This is a genomic window from Skermanella sp. TT6, from assembly GCF_016653635.2.
Lineage (GTDB): Bacteria > Pseudomonadota > Alphaproteobacteria > Azospirillales > Azospirillaceae > Skermanella > Skermanella cutis.
On sequence record NZ_CP067422.1, the window covers coordinates 436,137 to 452,682 of the forward strand.

Genomic DNA, 16,546 nt, shown 5'->3' on the forward strand with positions numbered 1-16,546 from the left:
ACGGATTTCACGGGGTTTCGACCCACGGCGGTGCTTAACGTGGATCAATGACCCCCGCCGGCAAACCGGTACGATCCGCCCAAGCCCGGCTTGCGGGCACGTGTCAGACACGGGGGGAAACATGCCGAAAATGAAAGCCGCCGTCTTCGTCGAACCCGGCCGCATCGTGCTGGACGAGAAGCCCGTCCCGGACGTCGGGCCGCTCGACGCCCTGGTCCGGATCACCACGACCACCATCTGCGGCACCGACGTCCATATCCTGAAGGGCGAGTACCCGGTCGCGCGCGGCCTGACGGTCGGGCACGAGCCGGTCGGCGTGATCGAGAAGCTGGGGTCGGCCGTCCAGGGTTACCGGGAAGGCCAGCGGGTCATCGCCGGCGCCATCTGCCCCAGCGGGCACAGCCATGCCTCGCTGTGCGGCTTCCATTCGCAGGACGGCGCGGGGACGGCCCATGGCTGGAAGGCGATCGGGGGCTGGAAGTTCGGCAACACCATCGACGGCTGCCAGGCCGAGTTCGTGCTGGTGCCCGACGCCATGGCCAACCTCGCCCCGGTGCCCGACGGGCTGAGCGACGAGGAGGTGCTGATGTGCCCCGACATCATGTCCACCGGCTTCTCCGGCGCCGAGCGGGCGGGGATCAGGATCGGCGACACCGTCGCGGTGTTCGCCCAGGGGCCGATCGGGCTGTGCGCCACCGCGGGCGCCAAGCTGTGCGGGGCGACGCTGGTGATCGGCGTCGACACGGTGCGGGAGCGGCTGGAGGCGTCGCGCCGGATGGGCGCCGACCGGGTGATCGATTTCAAGGCCGGCGATCCGGTCGAGCAGATCATGAGCCTGACGGACGGTCGCGGGGTGGACGTCGCGATCGAGGCGCTGGGCACCCAGGCGACGTTCGAGGCCTGCCTGCGCGTCCTGCGGCCGGGCGGAACGCTTTCGAGCCTGGGCGTCTATTCCACCGACCTGCACATTCCCCTGGGACCGTTCGCCGCCGGCCTGGGCGACCACACCATCGTCACGTCCCTGTGCCCCGGCGGCAAGGAGCGCATGCGCCGGCTGATGAACGTGGTGGCATCCCACCGGGTGGACCTCCGCCCGATGGTGACCCACCGGTTCAAGCTGGACGAGATCGAGGCCGCCTACGAGCTGTTCTCGCACCAGCGCGACGGCGTGCTCAAGGTCGCGGTCACCCCGTGACGCATGGCCCGGCCCGTCATTGATGGGCCTGGGCCAGCATGGTGCGGAACCGGGCCAGCGCCGCCGCGAGGAACAGGGCGCCGAGGCCGGCCAGGATCAGGAGCTGCGGCCAGACCACCTCCAGCCCCGCGGCCCGGAACAGCACCGCCTGGGACAGCGTGACGAAATGGACGGTCGGCGAGGCCTGGATCAGGGTCTCCAGCACCGGCGGCATGCCCTCGATCGGCGAGGTGGCGCCCGAGAGCATGTTGAGGATCAGGAAGACCGGGATCGCCATCAGCGCGAACTGGGGCATCGACCGGACCAGGGTGGCGAGCAGGATGCCGAGCGAGGTGGTCGCGAACAGGTAGGCCGCCGCCCCGACCAGGAACAGCGCCATCGACCCCTCGACCGGGACGCCCAGCGCGCCCTGGACCACGAAGCGCAGCGACAGCCCCGCCGCCACCAGGATCACCAACCCGTTGGCCCAGATCTTGGCGACGGCGATCTCGCTCGCCCGGACCGGCATGACCAGCAGGTGCTCGATCGTGCCGTGTTCCCGCTCGCGGATGACGGCGGCGCCGACCAGCAGGATCGACAGGATCGTGATGTTCTCCATCACCGCCATGACGGAGTGGAACCAGGCGCCCTCCAGGTTCGGGTTGAACCAGGCGCGGGTCACGGCATCGATGGGAACCGCCGCCGCGTCGCCGCGCGCCCGCAGGAAGTCGATCGCCTCCCGCTGCACGATGGCCTCGATATACCCGGCGCCGACCCCCGCCTGGGTCATCGCCGTCGCGTCGATGTTGAGCTGAAGCTCCGGTCGAAGCCCGCGCAGCGCGTCGGCCTCGAACCGCGGCGGGATGTCCAGCACGAAGGTCCACTCGCCCCGGTCCATGGCCGGGTCCAGCTCGGCCCGGTCGATCAGCGCGGGCGGCCGGAAATAGGGCTGCAGGAACGCCTCGCGCAGGCGGGACGACAGGGCCGAGTGGTCGCCGTCCACCACCGCGACGCTGGCGTTCTCGATCTCGGTCTTCACCCCGGTCGCCACGCTGTAGACCGAGAAGGAGAAGGAATAGAGGATGAAGGCGAACAGCACCTTGTCGCCGGCGAGGCTCGCCAGCTCCTTCAGGCCGAGGCGGAAGACGTTCGAAAGCCAGGTGGTCATGGTCAACGCTCCTGCTTCCTGAGCAAGCGGCTGGCGATCATCAGGAACCCCGCGCCGAACGCGAACAGCATCAGGAACTCCAGTTGGAAATCCGCGAAGGGCCGCCCCTTCGCGAAGGTGCCGATGCTGACGTTCTGGAACCACAGGGAGGGGAAGCCCAGCCCGATATAGCGCCCGGCCCCCTCGACCGTGGCCGCCGGGTAGAGGTATCCGGAAAAGTTGATGGCCGGCACGGTGACCAGGACGGCGGTCGCGATGATCGCCGCGACCTGGCTCCTGACGAAGGTCGAGACCACCAGCCCGACCCCCGTGGCGGCGAACACGTAGAGGAGGGCCCCCAGCGCCAGGGCCGCCATGGATCCCTTCACGGTCACGTCGAACAGGACGGCGACCAGCAGGACCAGCGACAGGAAGCTGAGGAAGCCGATCGCGACGTAGGGCGCCTGCTTGCCCAGCAGGAACTCGCCCACGGTCGCGGGCGACGCCTGGAGATTGCTGATCGAGCCGATCTCCCGCTCGCGCACCACGCCGAGCGCGGTCAGCATGGACGGGACGATGATCAGCAGGATCATGATGCAGCCCGGCGTGATCGCGACGGCGCTGCGGAACTCCTGGTTGTAGCGGAACCGCGCCTCGACCTGTACCGGGTACGGCGACACCGCCTCCCCGGCCGTGCGCCGGGCGAGGTCCTGCGCGTAGGAGGACACGATGCCGCCCACGTAGCCGCGCGCCGTCTCGGCCCGGAACGGCATCGACCCGTCGAGCAGGAAGGCCACCTCCGGCCGGTGGCCGCCCAGCAGGTCGCGGCCGAAGCCGGGCGGGATGTCGATGGCGACCCGCAGCTCGCCCGACCGGAGCCGCGCGTCGATCTCGCTCTCGCTGCCCATCGGCGGCTTCTGGTCGAAATAGCGCGACCCCGCGAAGCTCTCGACGAACTGCCGGCTCTCGGCGCTCCGGTCGCGGTCGAACACGGCGAAGGGAAGCTCCTCCACGTCGAAGGTGACGCCGTAGCCGAAGGTGACCATGAGCACGATCGGGCTGAGCAGGGCGAAGGCGAGCCGGACCGGGTCCCGCAGGATCTCGATCATCTCCCGCCGCGCGAAGGCGAAGATCCGCCCGAAGGACGCGGCGAGCGTGGCATGGTCCGGCGGTCGGGCGCCGGCGTCGGCGCCGGCGGTCGTTGGCGCCGCCCCCTGCCCCACCCCCTGCCCCGCCCCCTGCCCCGCCCCCTGCCCCGCCCCCTGCCCCGCCCCGGAACCCGCGTCCTCGCCGGTCGCCTCGACCAGGCAGGCGACGAAGGCGTCCTCCAGGGAAGCCGCCCCCCGCGCCTCGCGGATCTCCCGCGGCGTGCCGACGGCCAGGGGCCGCCCGGCATGCATCAGCGAGATGCGGTCGCACCGCTCCGCCTCGTTCATGAAGTGGGTCGAGACGAAGACGGTGACGCCGTCGCGCCGCGCCAGCTCGCCCAGGTGGCGCCAGAACATGTCCCGCGCCGCCGGGTCCACGCTCGAGGTCGGTTCGTCCAGGATCAGCACCTCCGGCCGGTGCAGGCAGGCGGCGGCCAGCTGCAGGCGCTGGCGGATGCCGAGCGGCAGGCCGTTGGGGCGGGCGTCGGCCACCTCGGCGAGGTCGAACCGCTCCAGCGCCTCGCGGGTGCGCGGCCCGACCTCCGCCGCCGGGATGCGGTACAGGCGGGCGTGCAGGTCCAGGTTGGCGCGGACCGACAGCTCCTCGTACAGCGAGAAGGATTGCGACATGTAGCCGACCCGCATGCGCGTCGCGATGTCGCCCGCCGCCACGGGACGGCCCAGCAGTTCGGCCCGCCCCTCGGTGGCCGGCAGCAGCCCGGTCAGCATCTTCATGGTCGTGGTCTTGCCGCAGCCGTTGGAGCCGAGGAAGCCGAAGATCTCGCCGCGCTCGATCCGGAAGCTGACCCCGTCCACGGCGGTGAAGTCGCCGAACCGGCGGGTCAGCCCCTCCGCCAGGATGGCCGGCGGCGCTCCGGGATCCGGGGTGCGGGGCGGCAGTGGGGTCCAGCCCCCGGCCGGCCCGGTCCCCCTGCCCCGCTGGAGGGCGGCGAAGGCCTCGTCCAGGGTCGCGGCGCCGGTCCGGGCCAGCATCTCGGCGGTCGGGCCGGCGGCCAGGATCGTGCCGCCGTCCATCGCGACCAGGCGCTCGAAACGCTCGGCCTCCTCCATGTAGGCGGTGGCGACCAGCACGGTCATGCCCGGCCGGCCGGCCCGGATGTCGTCGATCAGGCGCCAGAACTGCCGGCGCGACAGCGGATCGACGCCGGTGGTCGGCTCGTCCAGGATCAGCAGGTCCGGATCGTGGATCAGCGCGCAGCACAGCGACAGCTTCTGCCGCATGCCGCCGGACAGCTTGCCGGCGGGGCGGTCGGGAAAGGGATGCAGGCCGGTGGCGTGCAGCAGCCGGTCGATGCGCGCCCGGCGGTCCGCCCGGGGCAGGCCGAACAGGCTGCCGAAGAAGTCGATGTTCTCGACCACCGACAGGGTCGGATAGAGGTTCCGCCCCAACCCCTGGGGCATGTAGGCGATGCCGGGCGCCGCCCGGTCGCGGTGCGCGGCCGAGGCCATGTCGCCGCCCAGGACCCGCACGGTCCCCGCCTGCCCGCGCTTGACGCCGGCGATCAGCGCCAGCAGCGTGGACTTGCCGACGCCGTCCGGGCCGACCACGGCGGTCGCCGTGCCGCCGGGGATCCGAAGCGAGACGCCGTCGAGCGCCGCGGTGCGCCCGTAGCGGTGCGAGACGCAGTCCAGTGCTACCGCGTCGTCACCGGACATCGGCGGTCTCCGCGGGCTCGGGGGCCGGCGGAAGTTTCGGCGCCAGCTCCGCCGGCCACTCCGCCGCCCGGTCGATCCGGACATAGGCGTTTCCGGTGAGCCCCGCGCGCACATAATCGCGGTAGGTCTCCAGCAGCTTGGGATCGATCGCGAGCTTGACGCGGTACATCAGCTTCTCGCGCTCGTCCGAGGTCTCGACCGCCTTGGGGGTGAACTGCGCCTCCGCCGCGATGAACGACACGGTGGCCGGAATCACGTAGCTGGGCGCCGCGTCGAGCACGATGCGGGCGTCCGATCCGTGGCCCACCCGCCCCGCCTGGCCGGTGGGCAGGAAGATCGTCATGAAGACGTCGGTCAGGTCCAGGACGGTGACCACGCGCCCGCCGGCCCCCAGCACCTCGCCCGCCCGGGCGAGCCGGTATTCCACCCGGCCGGTGACGGGGGTCTTCAGGGTCATGTCGGCGATGGTCGCCTCGATCTGGGCGACCTGCGCCTCGGCGGCCTCCCGCGCGGCCCCGGCGTCGCGGACGGCGGCCCTGGCGCCCAGGATCTGGGCCTTGGCGACCTCGTTCTGCGCCCGGCGCCGGTCCACCTCGGCGGTCGAGACGGCGGCGCGCCGTTCCAGCTCCACGACGCGGCGCAGCTCCACCTCGGAAAGCTGCTGCTCCGCCTCGCGGATCGCCACCTCCGCCTCGGCCTTGCCGATGCTCTCGACCGCGCGCCGGACGGCGGCCTTGGCCGCGAGGAGCTGGGCCTGGAGTTCAGTGACGTCCATGCGGGCGACGGTGTCGCCGGCCTGGACGGCGTCGCCCTCGCGGACGCGGATCTCGGCGACGCGGCCCGCGAGCTTGGTGGCGATATCGACCCGCTCGACCTCGATCCGGCCGTTGGCGGACGCCAGGCCGGCCGGCAGGGTCCGGGATTGCTGCGTGTCCCAGTAGGCGTAGCCGCCGGCGGCGATCCCGACGACGGCGAGCAGGGCGAGGAGAGGTGCGGCGCGCATGGAGAGCATTGTCCTGGTTTCGGAGGCGGTACGGCTTGACCGCTGTCTTCGTACGGCTGGCTTGGACGAAATCCTGGCCGGGCCGGGGGCGGCCGGTCATTGCTTCAGGTCAAACGCCGGGCGGCTAAGCCCTTTGCCCCCTGCCCGGCGTCTTCCGGTTGACAGGCCCGGTGCGAGGCGACCATCCTCGACCGGAGTTGACCGCTCCGCAAGAGCCCGAGGCATTTCCGAACGCCGTACCGCGATTCATTCCTATCCGACTTTCGACGAGCTGCGGTCCCGCCGCCTGGCGGAGCGTCGCGCCGCCGCGGTGCTGGCCGTGCGGGACGCGGAGAAGGTCGCGGCGGCTGCCGGCGGGCGGCTGGTGGTGTTCGGCTCGCTCGCCGAGGGCGGCTTCGACGAGCGTTCCGACATCGACGTCGCCCTGATGGCCGTTCCCGCCGGCCGGGACGGCGACGTCGCCCTGGACGTGGAACTGGCCCTGGCAGACGCCGGCTTCACCGCCGACGTGATCCCGGAGCGCTTCCTGTCGGAGTCCCTCAGAAACCGGATCGCGGAGCGAGGCATCGAACCCGGCGCTCTGGGCTGACATCGGGCGCGACCTGGACGCGGCGACCCGACTGCTGCTTTCCAGGCGATCAACGCGGCTTCCGCATCAGGTTTTCCCTCCACTCCGACTTGACTGGCCGAGCGACGACTCCGGCCGTCCGACCGGCAGAAAGCGCGCCGGTCCCCTTCGTAGCCGCCCTGCGACATCAAGCCGTCTGTCCGGACAGGACGATGGATCGTACCGCATTGCAGCAAGCTACGAATTGGAAATGATATGTCCGACTCCATTTATGCCAGGGTTCGCCGGAACCCGAACTACCAAGTGCTGGTCAGGCGGCGCGGGCGCCTCGCCGTCGTGCTGTCGGCGCTGGTCCTGGTGTCCTACTACAGCTTCATGATGGTGGTGGCCTTCGCGCCGGGCCTGCTCGGCCGGCCGCTGGGCGAAGGCGCCACGCTGTCGGTCGGCGTGCCGATCGGCGCGGGGATCATCGTCGTGTCCTGGCTGCTGACCGGCGTCTATTCCTACTTCGCGAACGGCCCGTTCGACGACCTGACCAACGACCTGATCCGGGAGACGGCGGAATGAGGCGCCTGCCGTCCCCCGTCGCGGCCCTCGGCCTCGCCGCCCTCGCCCTCGCCGCCCCGGCGCTGGCCGCCCCCGCCGACCTGGGCGGGGCGGAGAAGCAGGCGGTGAACGTGACGGCCATCGTCATGTTCTTCGTCTTCGTCGTCGCCACCCTGGGCATCACCTACTGGGCGGCCAGCCGCACCAAGTCGGCGGCCGACTTCTATACCGCCGGCGGCGGCATCACCGGCTTCCAGAACGGGCTGGCGATCGCCGGCGACTACATGTCGGCGGCGACGCTGCTGGGCTTGTCGAGCCTGGTGTTCGCCACCGGGTTCGACGGCTTCATCTACATCATCAGCTTCTTCGTCGGCTGGCCGATCATCCTGTTCCTGATCGCCGAACGGCTGCGCAACCTGGGCCGCTACACCTTCGCCGACATCGCGTCGTACCGGCTGGACCAGGCCAAGGTGCGGACCTTCGCGGCGATCGGGTCGCTGACGGTCGTCTGCTTCTACCTGATCGTCCAGATGGTCGGTGCCGGCCAGTTGATCAAACTGCTGTTCGGGCTGGATTACGCCGTCGCGGTGATCGTGGTCGGCGTGCTGATGGTGGTCTACGTGACCTTCGGCGGCATGATCGCGACCACCTGGGTGCAGATCATCAAGGCGGGGCTGCTGCTGGGGGGAGGATCGCTGCTCGGGCTGCTGGCCCTGTCGCGCTTCGGCTTCGACCTGGACTTCATGGCGGCCCAGGCGGTCGCCTCCCACAAGGCCGGCGCCAAGATCATGTCGCCCGGCTCGCTGCTGGCCGACCCGGTCTCCGCCGTGTCGCTGTCGCTGGGCCTTGTGTTCGGCACCGCCGGGCTGCCGCACATCATGATGCGCTTCGTCATTGCTCGTAACGGTAAACCTCTGACCTTATTGAGACTTTTGAGAGTCAATCACACGCGCTCGATTGATGCGAGAACTCGGCTGAATTATTTGTACCCGACACTACTTTATCAACTCAACACCTGATCTTCTATTCACGAAATAGAACAGAACCTTCCTCTAGTCAAAGTCCTTTTTTCCACAGAGAGTCAGCAGACGAAAAACGGCCAGTTGAAGGCGCACCGCAGCAGCCGTGCGGCCCAGTACTACGCCGAAGCATTGACGGGCGGTCGCGCGCTCTACACTCTGCTGATACCGATCGCGTCGCACTTGCCCGGTGCCGTTAAGTGTTGGGGGCGCGAGAGGGGCGATGAGATCCGCGCAGCCAACTTGTGGGATGGGGCAGCGCGGGTTTTGTCGCGCCCAGAAACAGTTTCGGCCTCCTGCTTTTTCCGTGGCTGGAAAGGAGGCCGAAACGTCGAAACGCGGAGTAGCTTAATGACCTGATAAAGCTTCCGAGATCCAAACCCTACTGAACTGAAGCAGGGCGGGAACGAATCCCGTGACCCAACAGGCCCTCTTTGTTCGTATTCGTGGAAAGATAATCGTCCCCACGGGGACGGTCAACCCTCTCCGTGCGTCCAGTAGTAGGGTAATCCGGAAGCCATAGCGGGTCAGGTACTCCCCAGAGAGGGGACCGTGACAGCAACGGCAACACAAGACCTTCCAGCCGGCTTTGCCCGGTGGATGACGGAGTGGGATCGGCACCGGTTCAACCCCACGGTCAAGGCCACCTTGCTCGCCCTGGCGGAGGGGGCGGACCGGCAGACCGGGATCGTCTTCCGCCCCCAGGGCGAAGTCGCCCAGGCCATCGGCCGATCGCGGCCGACCGTGAACGCGGCCTTCAAGACCCTGCACGCCGCCGGGGTGATCCGCTCGATCCACGCCCAGACCGGCCTTCAGCCGCTGTGCGTGCAGGTCCTGGCCTATGTCAGCGCCGAGAACCGGGAGCGGTCCTACTACGAACTGCTCGAAGCCCACCCGCAGTTCCAGAATGTCCGGAAACGCTTCAGCGATACCGATCTGGGAAGATTAAAAATGGACAGGGGGTGTCAGGAATCGACACCCAATTCTAGATCAGAATCATCCGACCCCCTTCGGGAGGATGATGATTCTGATAAGTGGAAACCGACAGCCGAAGTGTTGGCTGAAACACGTTCCCGATATCCGACGATCGACGTTGACGCGCTGCTGAAGCGATTCGTGGCGAAGTCGAAGTGGCCATCAGAGTCGGTGTGGTGGACGTGGGCTGACAACGAGTCCCGCCGGAAGAAAAAGGCGCCGGATTCGGACGGGGACGACGATCCTCCTGATCGACCCCCACGCGGAGGCCGACCAGCCTGCTCTGCTCAGCGGGGTGAGCAGGCAAAATCTATGCCAACCCGCAGAAGCTGGGGCGGAAAAACGTCCAGCAGCGGTGCGAAAGCGGAGACCGCCGACGACCTGACGCCGGAGGAACGCGTAGCGCGATCCCGCGCCATGGACGCGGACCTGCGGCGGTCCACTGCGGAGTTGAAGCGGCGATGGAACGAGGAGGCCGACGAACGCTGGCGCAACCCGCCACCGCCCCCGCCGGCTCCCGCCGACTGCCCCGACAGGCTTCCGGCCGACCCGGAACACTTTGCCCCCATAGACGCGATCTCGGGCGCGATACAGGCCCGTCTCTCTCTCGTCGAAAAAGAGATAAAGTTCCAGCCCACCCAGCATGTCGGTATGTTTGTCAGCAGGTCTGCCCGAAAGGGTTGGGCTGACCTCAAGACGAGCTACCGCGAAGCCTATGCCGTCATGGAAAAAACCCACGGGCCGGGCGCCGTTTTCCGCGACTTCGACGAACTGCCGGCGGGGTGGGGGATGGCCGTCACCCAGGATGGTCACGTTCACTACCTCGATGCCGAGGGCGAGCGCATCCATCTCCGCAGTCCGCGGCGCGAGCGGCCCGGCGAGGGCCGTAGCGTGCAGCGGTGGGGCGGGGTGGGCGAGGACAGCGTGCTGGACGAGCACGGCATCCCGATCCCGCTGGCGGCCGTCCAATCCGAGCCCGAACCGGTATCCGAACCCCAACCCGTGCCCGAGCCCGTGCGGCCCGCGGCACATCTCGCGCTGGTCGTGAACAATCCGCCAGCGCCTTCACCCAGGGAGAACCCTGATGCCCGACTCTCGCCTGCACTACGAGCCGATGGGCGGTCCGAACCTGATGGCGCGCACCGAGATGGTGCGGCTCCGCGCCATGGCGACCATGATCTTGCTCCAGCCGCCCGAGCGGGAGGCGCTGCTGGTCGAGGTCGCCGGTCTGCCGTCGCACGTCTATTGGGACGACGCGGAAACCACCCCGATCACCGGAACGCCGGTCGAACTGCGGGCCAACCCGGACAACGAGGTGGACCGCTTCGCGGTCGAGGTCTGGTGGAACGATCACCAGATGGGCCACCTGCCGTCCGACGTGGCGCGGTGCCTGTCCGAGTTCCTCCAGGACGCGGGGGCGGTCCCGGCCTTCTGCTATCACCGCGGAACCGGCAAGGCATACTCGATGCGGGTGCTGATCCTCGGGTTGGCCGCCGACATCGTCAAGGATGCCCGCCAGTGGGTCGAGGCCCACAAGGCCGCGCAGGAGGTTTGGGGCTGGCGTTACGACCACCCGGCGCCCTCCTTCGCGGAGATCGTCGCAGGCGGCGACCACTGGGAGCGGAACGCCTATTGCGAGATGCTGAGTCGTCGCGCCCGACAGCGGGCATCGGCCCTCAAGGCCGCCTTCGGGGCCAAGGACGGCGAGGTCTGTTACCAGACGACGGCCTCGTATGATCGACGCCAGGAGTATTTCGTGCCGCTGAACGAGGACTACTACTCGATCTTCTAGGGCTGGCGAAGTCGCGCGATCCGTTCCAGCAGGCGCTTCACCGTGGCGGGACGCCAACTCCAGATCCCGCCACGGCAGGTCCGAACGTCGCGCAACGCCAGTTCATCGCAGAACTGGCGGAGCGTCGGCGGGGCATCGCTGGTCCAGTCCCGGCGAATCTCCTCGATCACCGGGGCGACCGACAGGGCGAAGGCGTCAGCCTGGGTTTTCTTGGCCGCCATCGCCTCGCGGTTGCCACGACCGCGCAGGTGTTCCGCACCGTGGGGATTTCCCAATCTGGTGATGATCCGGCCGCTCGTCTTTGCCCGGTAACTGCCGTGCTGTTCGAGCAGCATCTGGATCTGCCGCATGGTGTCCCGGATCTTGGCGATGGTCGCGCGGCTGTGGCGGTATTTCCGTCTACGTGACATCGAGACACCTCATATAAGAGTGTCGCGATTCTGATGCCGTGAAACACCTTTGGCAATCTGAAACACGGCCGGGAGTTTTGATTTTCTGGGAGCCGATCGCCGATTGTGGGTTCACCGGCGCGGACATGGTGTCCAAGCCCAGGCACACAGAAGGCAAAGACATGTTTCCCTACATTGGCGCCGATTCCGGCATCACCCTGACCCGCACCGACATCGAAGCCCCGCTGCTGATCAAGGCTACCGGCTACACGTATGCGATCCAGGAAGACCAGTACGACATCGGCTTCGAGGTCACGATCACCGACCCGACCGGCCGCGAGATCCCCACCGACTGGACGATCTATTCCTACACCGACGCCATGCTGAAGGTCTTCGGCGAGATCGCCGCCCGCCAGTCGCTGCCGGGTGCCGAGAGCCAGTTGATGAGCTATGTCGGCAACCACTACAACAGTGCCGGCGTCGCCGAGCAGAAGATCCTGTCGCACACCCGCACGGCGACCGCCCGCCTCGCCCTGGTGAAGGACATGATCGCCCGGCTGCTCGAAGAGTATCAGGCCAGCTTCGACGAAACCTCCCAGGCCGAGATTTAATTAACACCCCCTGCTGGGACCGAAGTATAATACTCTCGATTCCCAGGAATATCGTCCTGCGGTCCAGTTCTCCGATGTTTTCGCGTAGACTTAAACCCGCCGAAAGGCGGGTTTTTCTTTGTATGCTATTTTGACGCGGGCGAAGTCCTTTTGCAATGATGGGTTCAACGCGAAAACAACAGTGTTCCGACTGGGAAGGGTCTCTTTCCCGGCGCCCGGATATCTGTGTCGGAAGGACTTGTTCATGGATACCCAGACGAAGAAGAAAGTTGACCTCACGCCGGACCAGCAGCAGGCGGTCCGCGCCTTCCGGGACTTCATGGAAGATTCCAGCCGGAAGATTTTCTATCTGGCCGGCTACGCTGGCGTGGGCAAATCGACCATGATCGAGCAGGCCATCGCCCAGTTGGGGCTGAAGGCCGAGCAGGTCGATTACGTCGCCTATACGAACCGCGCCACCAAGGTGCTGAACTCCAAGGGCTGTCCGGCGACGACGATCCACAAAGCAATCTACAAGAGCTTTCCGGTGGTTGATGAGAAGGCGACCAAGGTTGCACAGACCAAGGCCCGGCTGGCCGGTGTCAAGGACTGGGCCTCGATCACAGTCCCCCGCTTCGTAAAGCGGTTCGACCCCCAGAACCGCCTGACGAGCAAGGCCCTGGTGGTGGCAGACGAGTGCAGCATGATCGGCCAGGAACAGTACGACGATCTCGTGAAGTCCTGTTCGAAGATCCTGTTCATCGGCGATCCCGGCCAGCTTGACCCGATCAAGGACACCTGCCCGTTGGCGTCGATGACGCCCGACTTCATGCTGGACAAGATCCTGCGGCAGAAGAACCAGTCGCCGATCATCCTGCTGAGCATGATGGCGCGCAACGGCGAATTGATCCCCCGCGGCGAGTGGGGCGAGCCCGGCGATGAGGCGGCTAAGTACGGTCCCTCGAACCGCGACATTGTCGGCGACATCCTGGCGGCCGATCAGGCGCTGACCGGCAAGAACGCGACCCGCCTGAACTGGAACGCCGCGGTGATCAAGCGGCTATACAGCTTGGCCCTCACCGACCTGATGCCAACGCGCGTCGGCATGAAGATGGTCGTGCGGTCGAACAGCGCCGAGTTCGGCGTAACCAAGGGTGACATCGGCATCCTGATGGAGCCGGCGAGGTCCGTGACCGTAACGGTGACCAAGGGCTGGGGCGAGAGCAAGCGGACGGTTCGCCGCGACGCCCTGCGGGCCATGATCCGGTTCGAGGACGGCGAGCGGGAGGTCACTTTCTGGCCGGACAATTTCCGGGACTACCGCGTCGCCCGTGAACTCCCGGAAGCCGTCGATGGTGTCGCCGTCCTGGACTACGGCTGGGTCTGCACGGTCCACGTCAGCCAGGGAAGCTCCTGGGAGAACGTCCTGGTGCTCGACGACGGCTTCGGCCGCGGTCGCGGCGACGCGCGGCAGAAGTGGCTCTACACCGCGATCACGCGGGCCGAAAAGAGCCTGACGATTATCGAAGGACTTTGATCAAAAATGATTCGAAACGACCCCTACGCCATCGCGGAACTGCGTGGCAAGCGCGGTGATGGCGATCTCCACCAGTCGCGCATCACCAATCAGGTGTGCCTGGAAACGTTCCCTGAACTGTATGAGCAGATCCGCTCGCTCACCTATCCGGACCAGCAGCCCAGCAAGTTCCACACCTTCGGCTGGTCGCCGGCCCTGTTCGATGAGTCGGTGAACCGCTACGGCGAGGAGGGTCTCTGGCGCGTTGGTTCGGCCGCCAGCGATGAGGTCTCGTGCTTCTTCGGCGACATCGACAACGCCAACCCCGATCAGCCCGAGATCCGGATGGAGGATGCCGAGCAGGCCCTGGAGGATCTCGGTCTGTCGTTCTTCCTCTACCCGTCCTACTCGCACGACGAGGACGGCCGCCACAAGTTCCGCGTCGTCATTGATTCCTCCAGGGCGATGACCTGGGACGAGTGCTTCCGGGTCGCCGGTGTGCTGGGCCATGAGGTGTTCGGCCAGCAGGGCGATTTCTCGATCTACGACAAGGGCGATCACCTCTATGGCCCGGCGGCCCGCTACGGGATCGGTGCCCTCTCACCGGGAGATCCCCTGGATGTTGACGCCACCCTGGCCCGTTGGGACGCCCTGCCGGCGGCCTACCGGTTGGCTCTTCGTCAAGCCGGCGCCAGCACGGCTCCCCGGCAGAGCGGACCGACCCGGCCGCTGACCGAGGAGGAGGCGGAGCGGTTCCGGGAACTGCGGTCGAGCACCAAGGTCCGGCCGTTCACCACCCTGAAGAACCCCCGCCTGTGGAACGCCAATTGGAACGGCGACTACAAGGCCAAGATCGCCGGGGGCTCGCACTGGCAGACGATGCGCTCGCTGCTCTCCCGGATCTGGATGAAGTCTGGCGCGACGCTGGCCGCGGCCGAGATGACCAAGCTCTTCCAGGAGATCGACGCCCAGGATGGCGGCTACTTCCAGGCCCACTATCCGGGGGACAAGCTGGAAGCCCTGCTGGACTTCATCATGTCCCAGCCCGTCGGAGACGCGGTCGGGGAGGCGAGCCCGGAAGGGCGGGAGCAGCCTGCTCCCGCTCCGGAGGGCGAGACGACGGCGCCGGCCAGCATGCCGCGGGAACCCAGGAACGCCCCGGAAGTGCTGCTGATCGACGAGACGATCCCCGGCCATCGCGCTATCACGGAATGGCTCCGCGGCGAGCGGCCGAGCGAAAAGATTTTGAAGTCCCTGACCCGGCTCCGCGAAAAGAAGCCCCTGCACTACGCCGAGGTGCTGGCGCAACTGCTGGTGCTGAACCCCGACCCCATGCTGAAGGATGCCTTCGATGCTCACCTTGCCGCCTGACGCGATGACGACCGGTCTGAAGACCGACATGGTCCAGGAATACAATTTCGAGGACCAGACCTGGAACCAGCCCGGTCACGTCAACCACCATGAATGGTTCCAGTTCCTCTCCACCCGAGCGGTTGCCGTGGCCGGCCAGTACTGGCTCCGGGATCGCCGCACCGGAACGTGGAACCGCTACAACAGCAAGGAAACGTTCCGCGCCCAGATCGTCAGCCAGTACACCGGGGTGCAGGACTGGCCGACCGGCCCGCTGTTCTTCGACGTGGATGTGATCAACCAGTATCTCAGCCTCGCGATGCCGGTCTACGAGGCGTTGATCTACGCTCCCGGCGTCGGGGAGCAGGTCGTGTTCGATGACAGGAAGCGGCTCAACGTCTTCGTCAACAACCGCCTGCGGGGCGAGACCGACGATATCCCGGCGGCCGAGGAGCTTCTGAAGATCATCCGGAACAGCCTCTGCGCTGAACCCAAGGAGATCGGCCTGGAGGCCATGCTGAAGGAGATCCGCGAGGCCAGGACGCTGTTCGCCTGGGTGATCCACTGGTTGGCAGCCAGGTATCAGCGGCCGGGGTTCACCAGCCAGACAAATTTGTGGCTCATCGGCCGTGCCCGCGGCATCGGGAAATCCTCCCTGGTGGGGCTGATGCGATACCTGCTGGGCAGCGCCACCGTCCAGAAGGTCGTCGAGGAGGAGATCACCCGCGGCTGGGATGATTTCATGTTCGGCAAGGAACTGGTCGAGTGGGACGAGTTCGGTGGCAAGACCTATCACGACTATTCCAACTACATCAAACTGAAGACCGGCAACGATACGGTGACGCTGACGACGCGGGGCATGGGGATCGCCAACCATCTCGCCGTGGCGATGCATATCTTCACGACCAACAACGAGAAGCCGATGATGGTCGATGCCGAGGATCGGCAGAACACCTACGTCCAGACGACCGAAGATCCCGACGGGATCTGGCGGAAGCGGGCCTCGGCTCTGTGGAACTCGACCGACAACTCGCTGGTCGATCGGAGGATCGCCACCGGGTTCGCCGCCATCCTGGCCACCGTCGAGATCGACTACGACTTCATCAGGAAGCCGTTCCAGACCGAGCTTCGCGCCAAGCTGGTCGAGAACTTCAGCAGCACGATCGGCCAGTGGATCGACGAGGAGCAGGAAACCCTGGTGGAAGACTGGGGCAATCGGTTCCGGAAGTGGGCCGAGATGCACGGCGCCTACGCGGACTGGGCCAAGCTGCACACCAAGGCCAGACCCGAAGATCTCAAGACGTTCAAGGTCCAGATGGTGAAGTTCTGGAAGGAGAAGACCGGCGGTGACGTGGTCGAGGGTGTCGGGAAGGATGGGTTCAACAACCGAAAATCCTTCCGTGGGGTCAAGCTGGTCGGGGTGGGGGGTCGCGCCGTGGTCATCGATGACCAGGATTTCTGATCCGTGTCTACAATCCGGTAAAAATGTAGACAGTTTGTAGACACGATGTAGACACGAAAAACCCAGGCCCCGTCTGGGTTTTTCTCTCTCTTTTTCTTCTTTCTACATTCTACATTAAAAAGAAGAAGAAGAAAGAAAAGAGAGAAGAGAGGGAGAGATATACAGTACAGCAGCCGGGGGGTATTGGCAA

At 66.7% G+C, this 16,546-nt stretch carries 12 protein-coding genes and 1 pseudogene; 9 read left to right on the forward strand and 4 right to left on the reverse strand.

Going from position 1 to position 16,546, the window contains the following annotated elements; all coding sequences use genetic code 11:
• The first annotated feature begins 121 nt into the window (after nt 1-121).
• Nucleotides 122-1,195 carry an NAD(P)-dependent alcohol dehydrogenase gene (locus IGS68_RS33440; RefSeq protein ID WP_201083155.1) on the forward strand — a complete coding sequence of 358 codons (1,074 nt, stop codon included), beginning with the start codon at nt 122-124 and terminating at the stop codon, nt 1,193-1,195.
• A 16-nt stretch (nt 1,196-1,211) separates the two neighbouring features.
• On the opposite strand, the gene IGS68_RS33445 is transcribed toward IGS68_RS33440, so the two are convergent.
• The 3 genes from IGS68_RS33445 to IGS68_RS33455 are packed head-to-tail and all read right to left on the reverse strand — an operon-like array spanning nt 1,212 to nt 6,149.
• Nucleotides 1,212-2,342: an ABC transporter permease gene (locus IGS68_RS33445; protein ID WP_201083157.1), complete on the reverse strand. Its 1,131-nt coding sequence runs from the start codon at nt 2,340-2,342 to the stop codon at nt 1,212-1,214.
• A 2-nt stretch (nt 2,343-2,344) separates the two neighbouring features.
• Nucleotides 2,345-5,230 (reverse strand): ribosome-associated ATPase/putative transporter RbbA, encoded by a 2,886-nt coding sequence (rbbA, locus tag IGS68_RS33450; RefSeq protein WP_412766145.1) that lies wholly within the window; start codon nt 5,228-5,230, stop codon nt 2,345-2,347.
• A complete protein-coding gene (locus IGS68_RS33455) occupies nt 5,136-6,149 on the reverse strand; it encodes an HlyD family secretion protein (RefSeq protein ID WP_201083161.1) in 1,014 nt (337 codons plus the stop codon). Before IGS68_RS33455 ends, rbbA begins: the two co-directional genes overlap by 95 nt.
• 310 nt (nt 6,150-6,459) lie before the next feature.
• On the opposite strand from IGS68_RS33455, the gene IGS68_RS33460 reads away from it, so the two are divergent.
• The 4 genes and pseudogenes from IGS68_RS33460 to IGS68_RS33475 all read left to right on the forward strand — a co-directional run bounded on the left by IGS68_RS33460 (nt 6,460) and on the right by IGS68_RS33475 (nt 11,049).
• A complete protein-coding gene (locus tag IGS68_RS33460; RefSeq protein WP_201083163.1) occupies nt 6,460-6,738 on the forward strand; it encodes a nucleotidyltransferase family protein in 279 nt (92 codons plus the stop codon).
• 234 nt (nt 6,739-6,972) lie between these two features.
• Complete coding sequence (locus tag IGS68_RS33465) at nt 6,973-7,284, forward strand: DUF485 domain-containing protein (RefSeq protein WP_201083165.1); 312 nt, start codon at nt 6,973-6,975, stop codon at nt 7,282-7,284.
• Nucleotides 7,281-8,174, forward strand: a pseudogene (locus IGS68_RS33470) (sodium:solute symporter family transporter); the annotation flags it as partial. The gene IGS68_RS33465 and the pseudogene IGS68_RS33470, both read left to right, overlap by 4 nt.
• Before the next feature lie 2,167 nt (nt 8,175-10,341).
• A complete protein-coding gene (locus IGS68_RS33475; protein WP_201083166.1) occupies nt 10,342-11,049 on the forward strand; it encodes an HIRAN domain-containing protein in 708 nt (235 codons plus the stop codon).
• Here the strand turns inward: IGS68_RS33475 and IGS68_RS33480 are convergent.
• Nucleotides 11,046-11,459 (reverse strand): hypothetical protein, encoded by a 414-nt coding sequence (locus IGS68_RS33480; RefSeq protein ID WP_201083168.1) that lies wholly within the window; start codon nt 11,457-11,459, stop codon nt 11,046-11,048. The genes IGS68_RS33475 and IGS68_RS33480 overlap by 4 nt on opposite strands.
• 161 nt (nt 11,460-11,620) lie before the next feature.
• Here IGS68_RS33480 and IGS68_RS33485 point away from each other — a divergent pair, with 161 nt between their 5' ends.
• The 4 genes from IGS68_RS33485 (at nt 11,621) to IGS68_RS33500 (ending at nt 16,356) form a co-directional block, all read left to right on the forward strand.
• Nucleotides 11,621-12,049: a hypothetical protein gene (locus IGS68_RS33485; protein WP_201083170.1), complete on the forward strand. Its 429-nt coding sequence runs from the start codon at nt 11,621-11,623 to the stop codon at nt 12,047-12,049.
• A 244-nt stretch (nt 12,050-12,293) separates the two neighbouring features.
• Nucleotides 12,294-13,565, forward strand: coding sequence for an ATP-dependent DNA helicase (locus tag IGS68_RS33490; protein ID WP_201083172.1), 1,272 nt, complete (start codon nt 12,294-12,296; stop codon nt 13,563-13,565).
• A gap of 6 nt (nt 13,566-13,571) precedes the next feature.
• Entirely contained in the window at nt 13,572-14,915 is a 1,344-nt protein-coding gene (locus IGS68_RS33495; protein ID WP_201083174.1) for a hypothetical protein, read from the forward strand.
• Complete coding sequence (locus tag IGS68_RS33500) at nt 14,896-16,356, forward strand: primase-helicase family protein (protein WP_201083176.1); 1,461 nt, start codon at nt 14,896-14,898, stop codon at nt 16,354-16,356. The genes IGS68_RS33495 and IGS68_RS33500 overlap by 20 nt, the downstream gene beginning before the upstream one ends.
• The last annotated feature ends 190 nt before the right edge of the window (nt 16,357-16,546 follow it).

Excerpts from the sequence above, each read along its gene's own strand:
- IGS68_RS33480 (WP_201083168.1), bottom strand. The coding sequence starts at position 11,459 with ATGTCACGTAGACGGAAATACCGCCACAGCCGCGCGACCATCGCCAAG.
- IGS68_RS33455 (WP_201083161.1), bottom strand. The coding sequence starts at position 6,149 with ATGCGCGCCGCACCTCTCCTCGCCCTGCTCGCCGTCGTCGGGATCGCC.
- IGS68_RS33495 (WP_201083174.1), top strand. The coding sequence starts at position 13,572 with ATGATTCGAAACGACCCCTACGCCATCGCGGAACTGCGTGGCAAGCGC.
- IGS68_RS33500 (WP_201083176.1), top strand. The coding sequence starts at position 14,896 with ATGCTCACCTTGCCGCCTGACGCGATGACGACCGGTCTGAAGACCGAC.
- IGS68_RS33475 (WP_201083166.1), top strand. The coding sequence starts at position 10,342 with ATGCCCGACTCTCGCCTGCACTACGAGCCGATGGGCGGTCCGAACCTG.
- IGS68_RS33465 (WP_201083165.1), top strand. The coding sequence starts at position 6,973 with ATGTCCGACTCCATTTATGCCAGGGTTCGCCGGAACCCGAACTACCAA.
- IGS68_RS33490 (WP_201083172.1), top strand. The coding sequence starts at position 12,294 with ATGGATACCCAGACGAAGAAGAAAGTTGACCTCACGCCGGACCAGCAG.
- rbbA (WP_412766145.1), bottom strand. The coding sequence starts at position 5,230 with ATGTCCGGATCGACCGGGCGGCGGAGTGGCCGGCGGAGCTGGCGCCGA.
- IGS68_RS33445 (WP_201083157.1), bottom strand. The coding sequence starts at position 2,342 with ATGACCACCTGGCTTTCGAACGTCTTCCGCCTCGGCCTGAAGGAGCTG.
- IGS68_RS33485 (WP_201083170.1), top strand. The coding sequence starts at position 11,621 with ATGTTTCCCTACATTGGCGCCGATTCCGGCATCACCCTGACCCGCACC.
- IGS68_RS33440 (WP_201083155.1), top strand. The coding sequence starts at position 122 with ATGCCGAAAATGAAAGCCGCCGTCTTCGTCGAACCCGGCCGCATCGTG.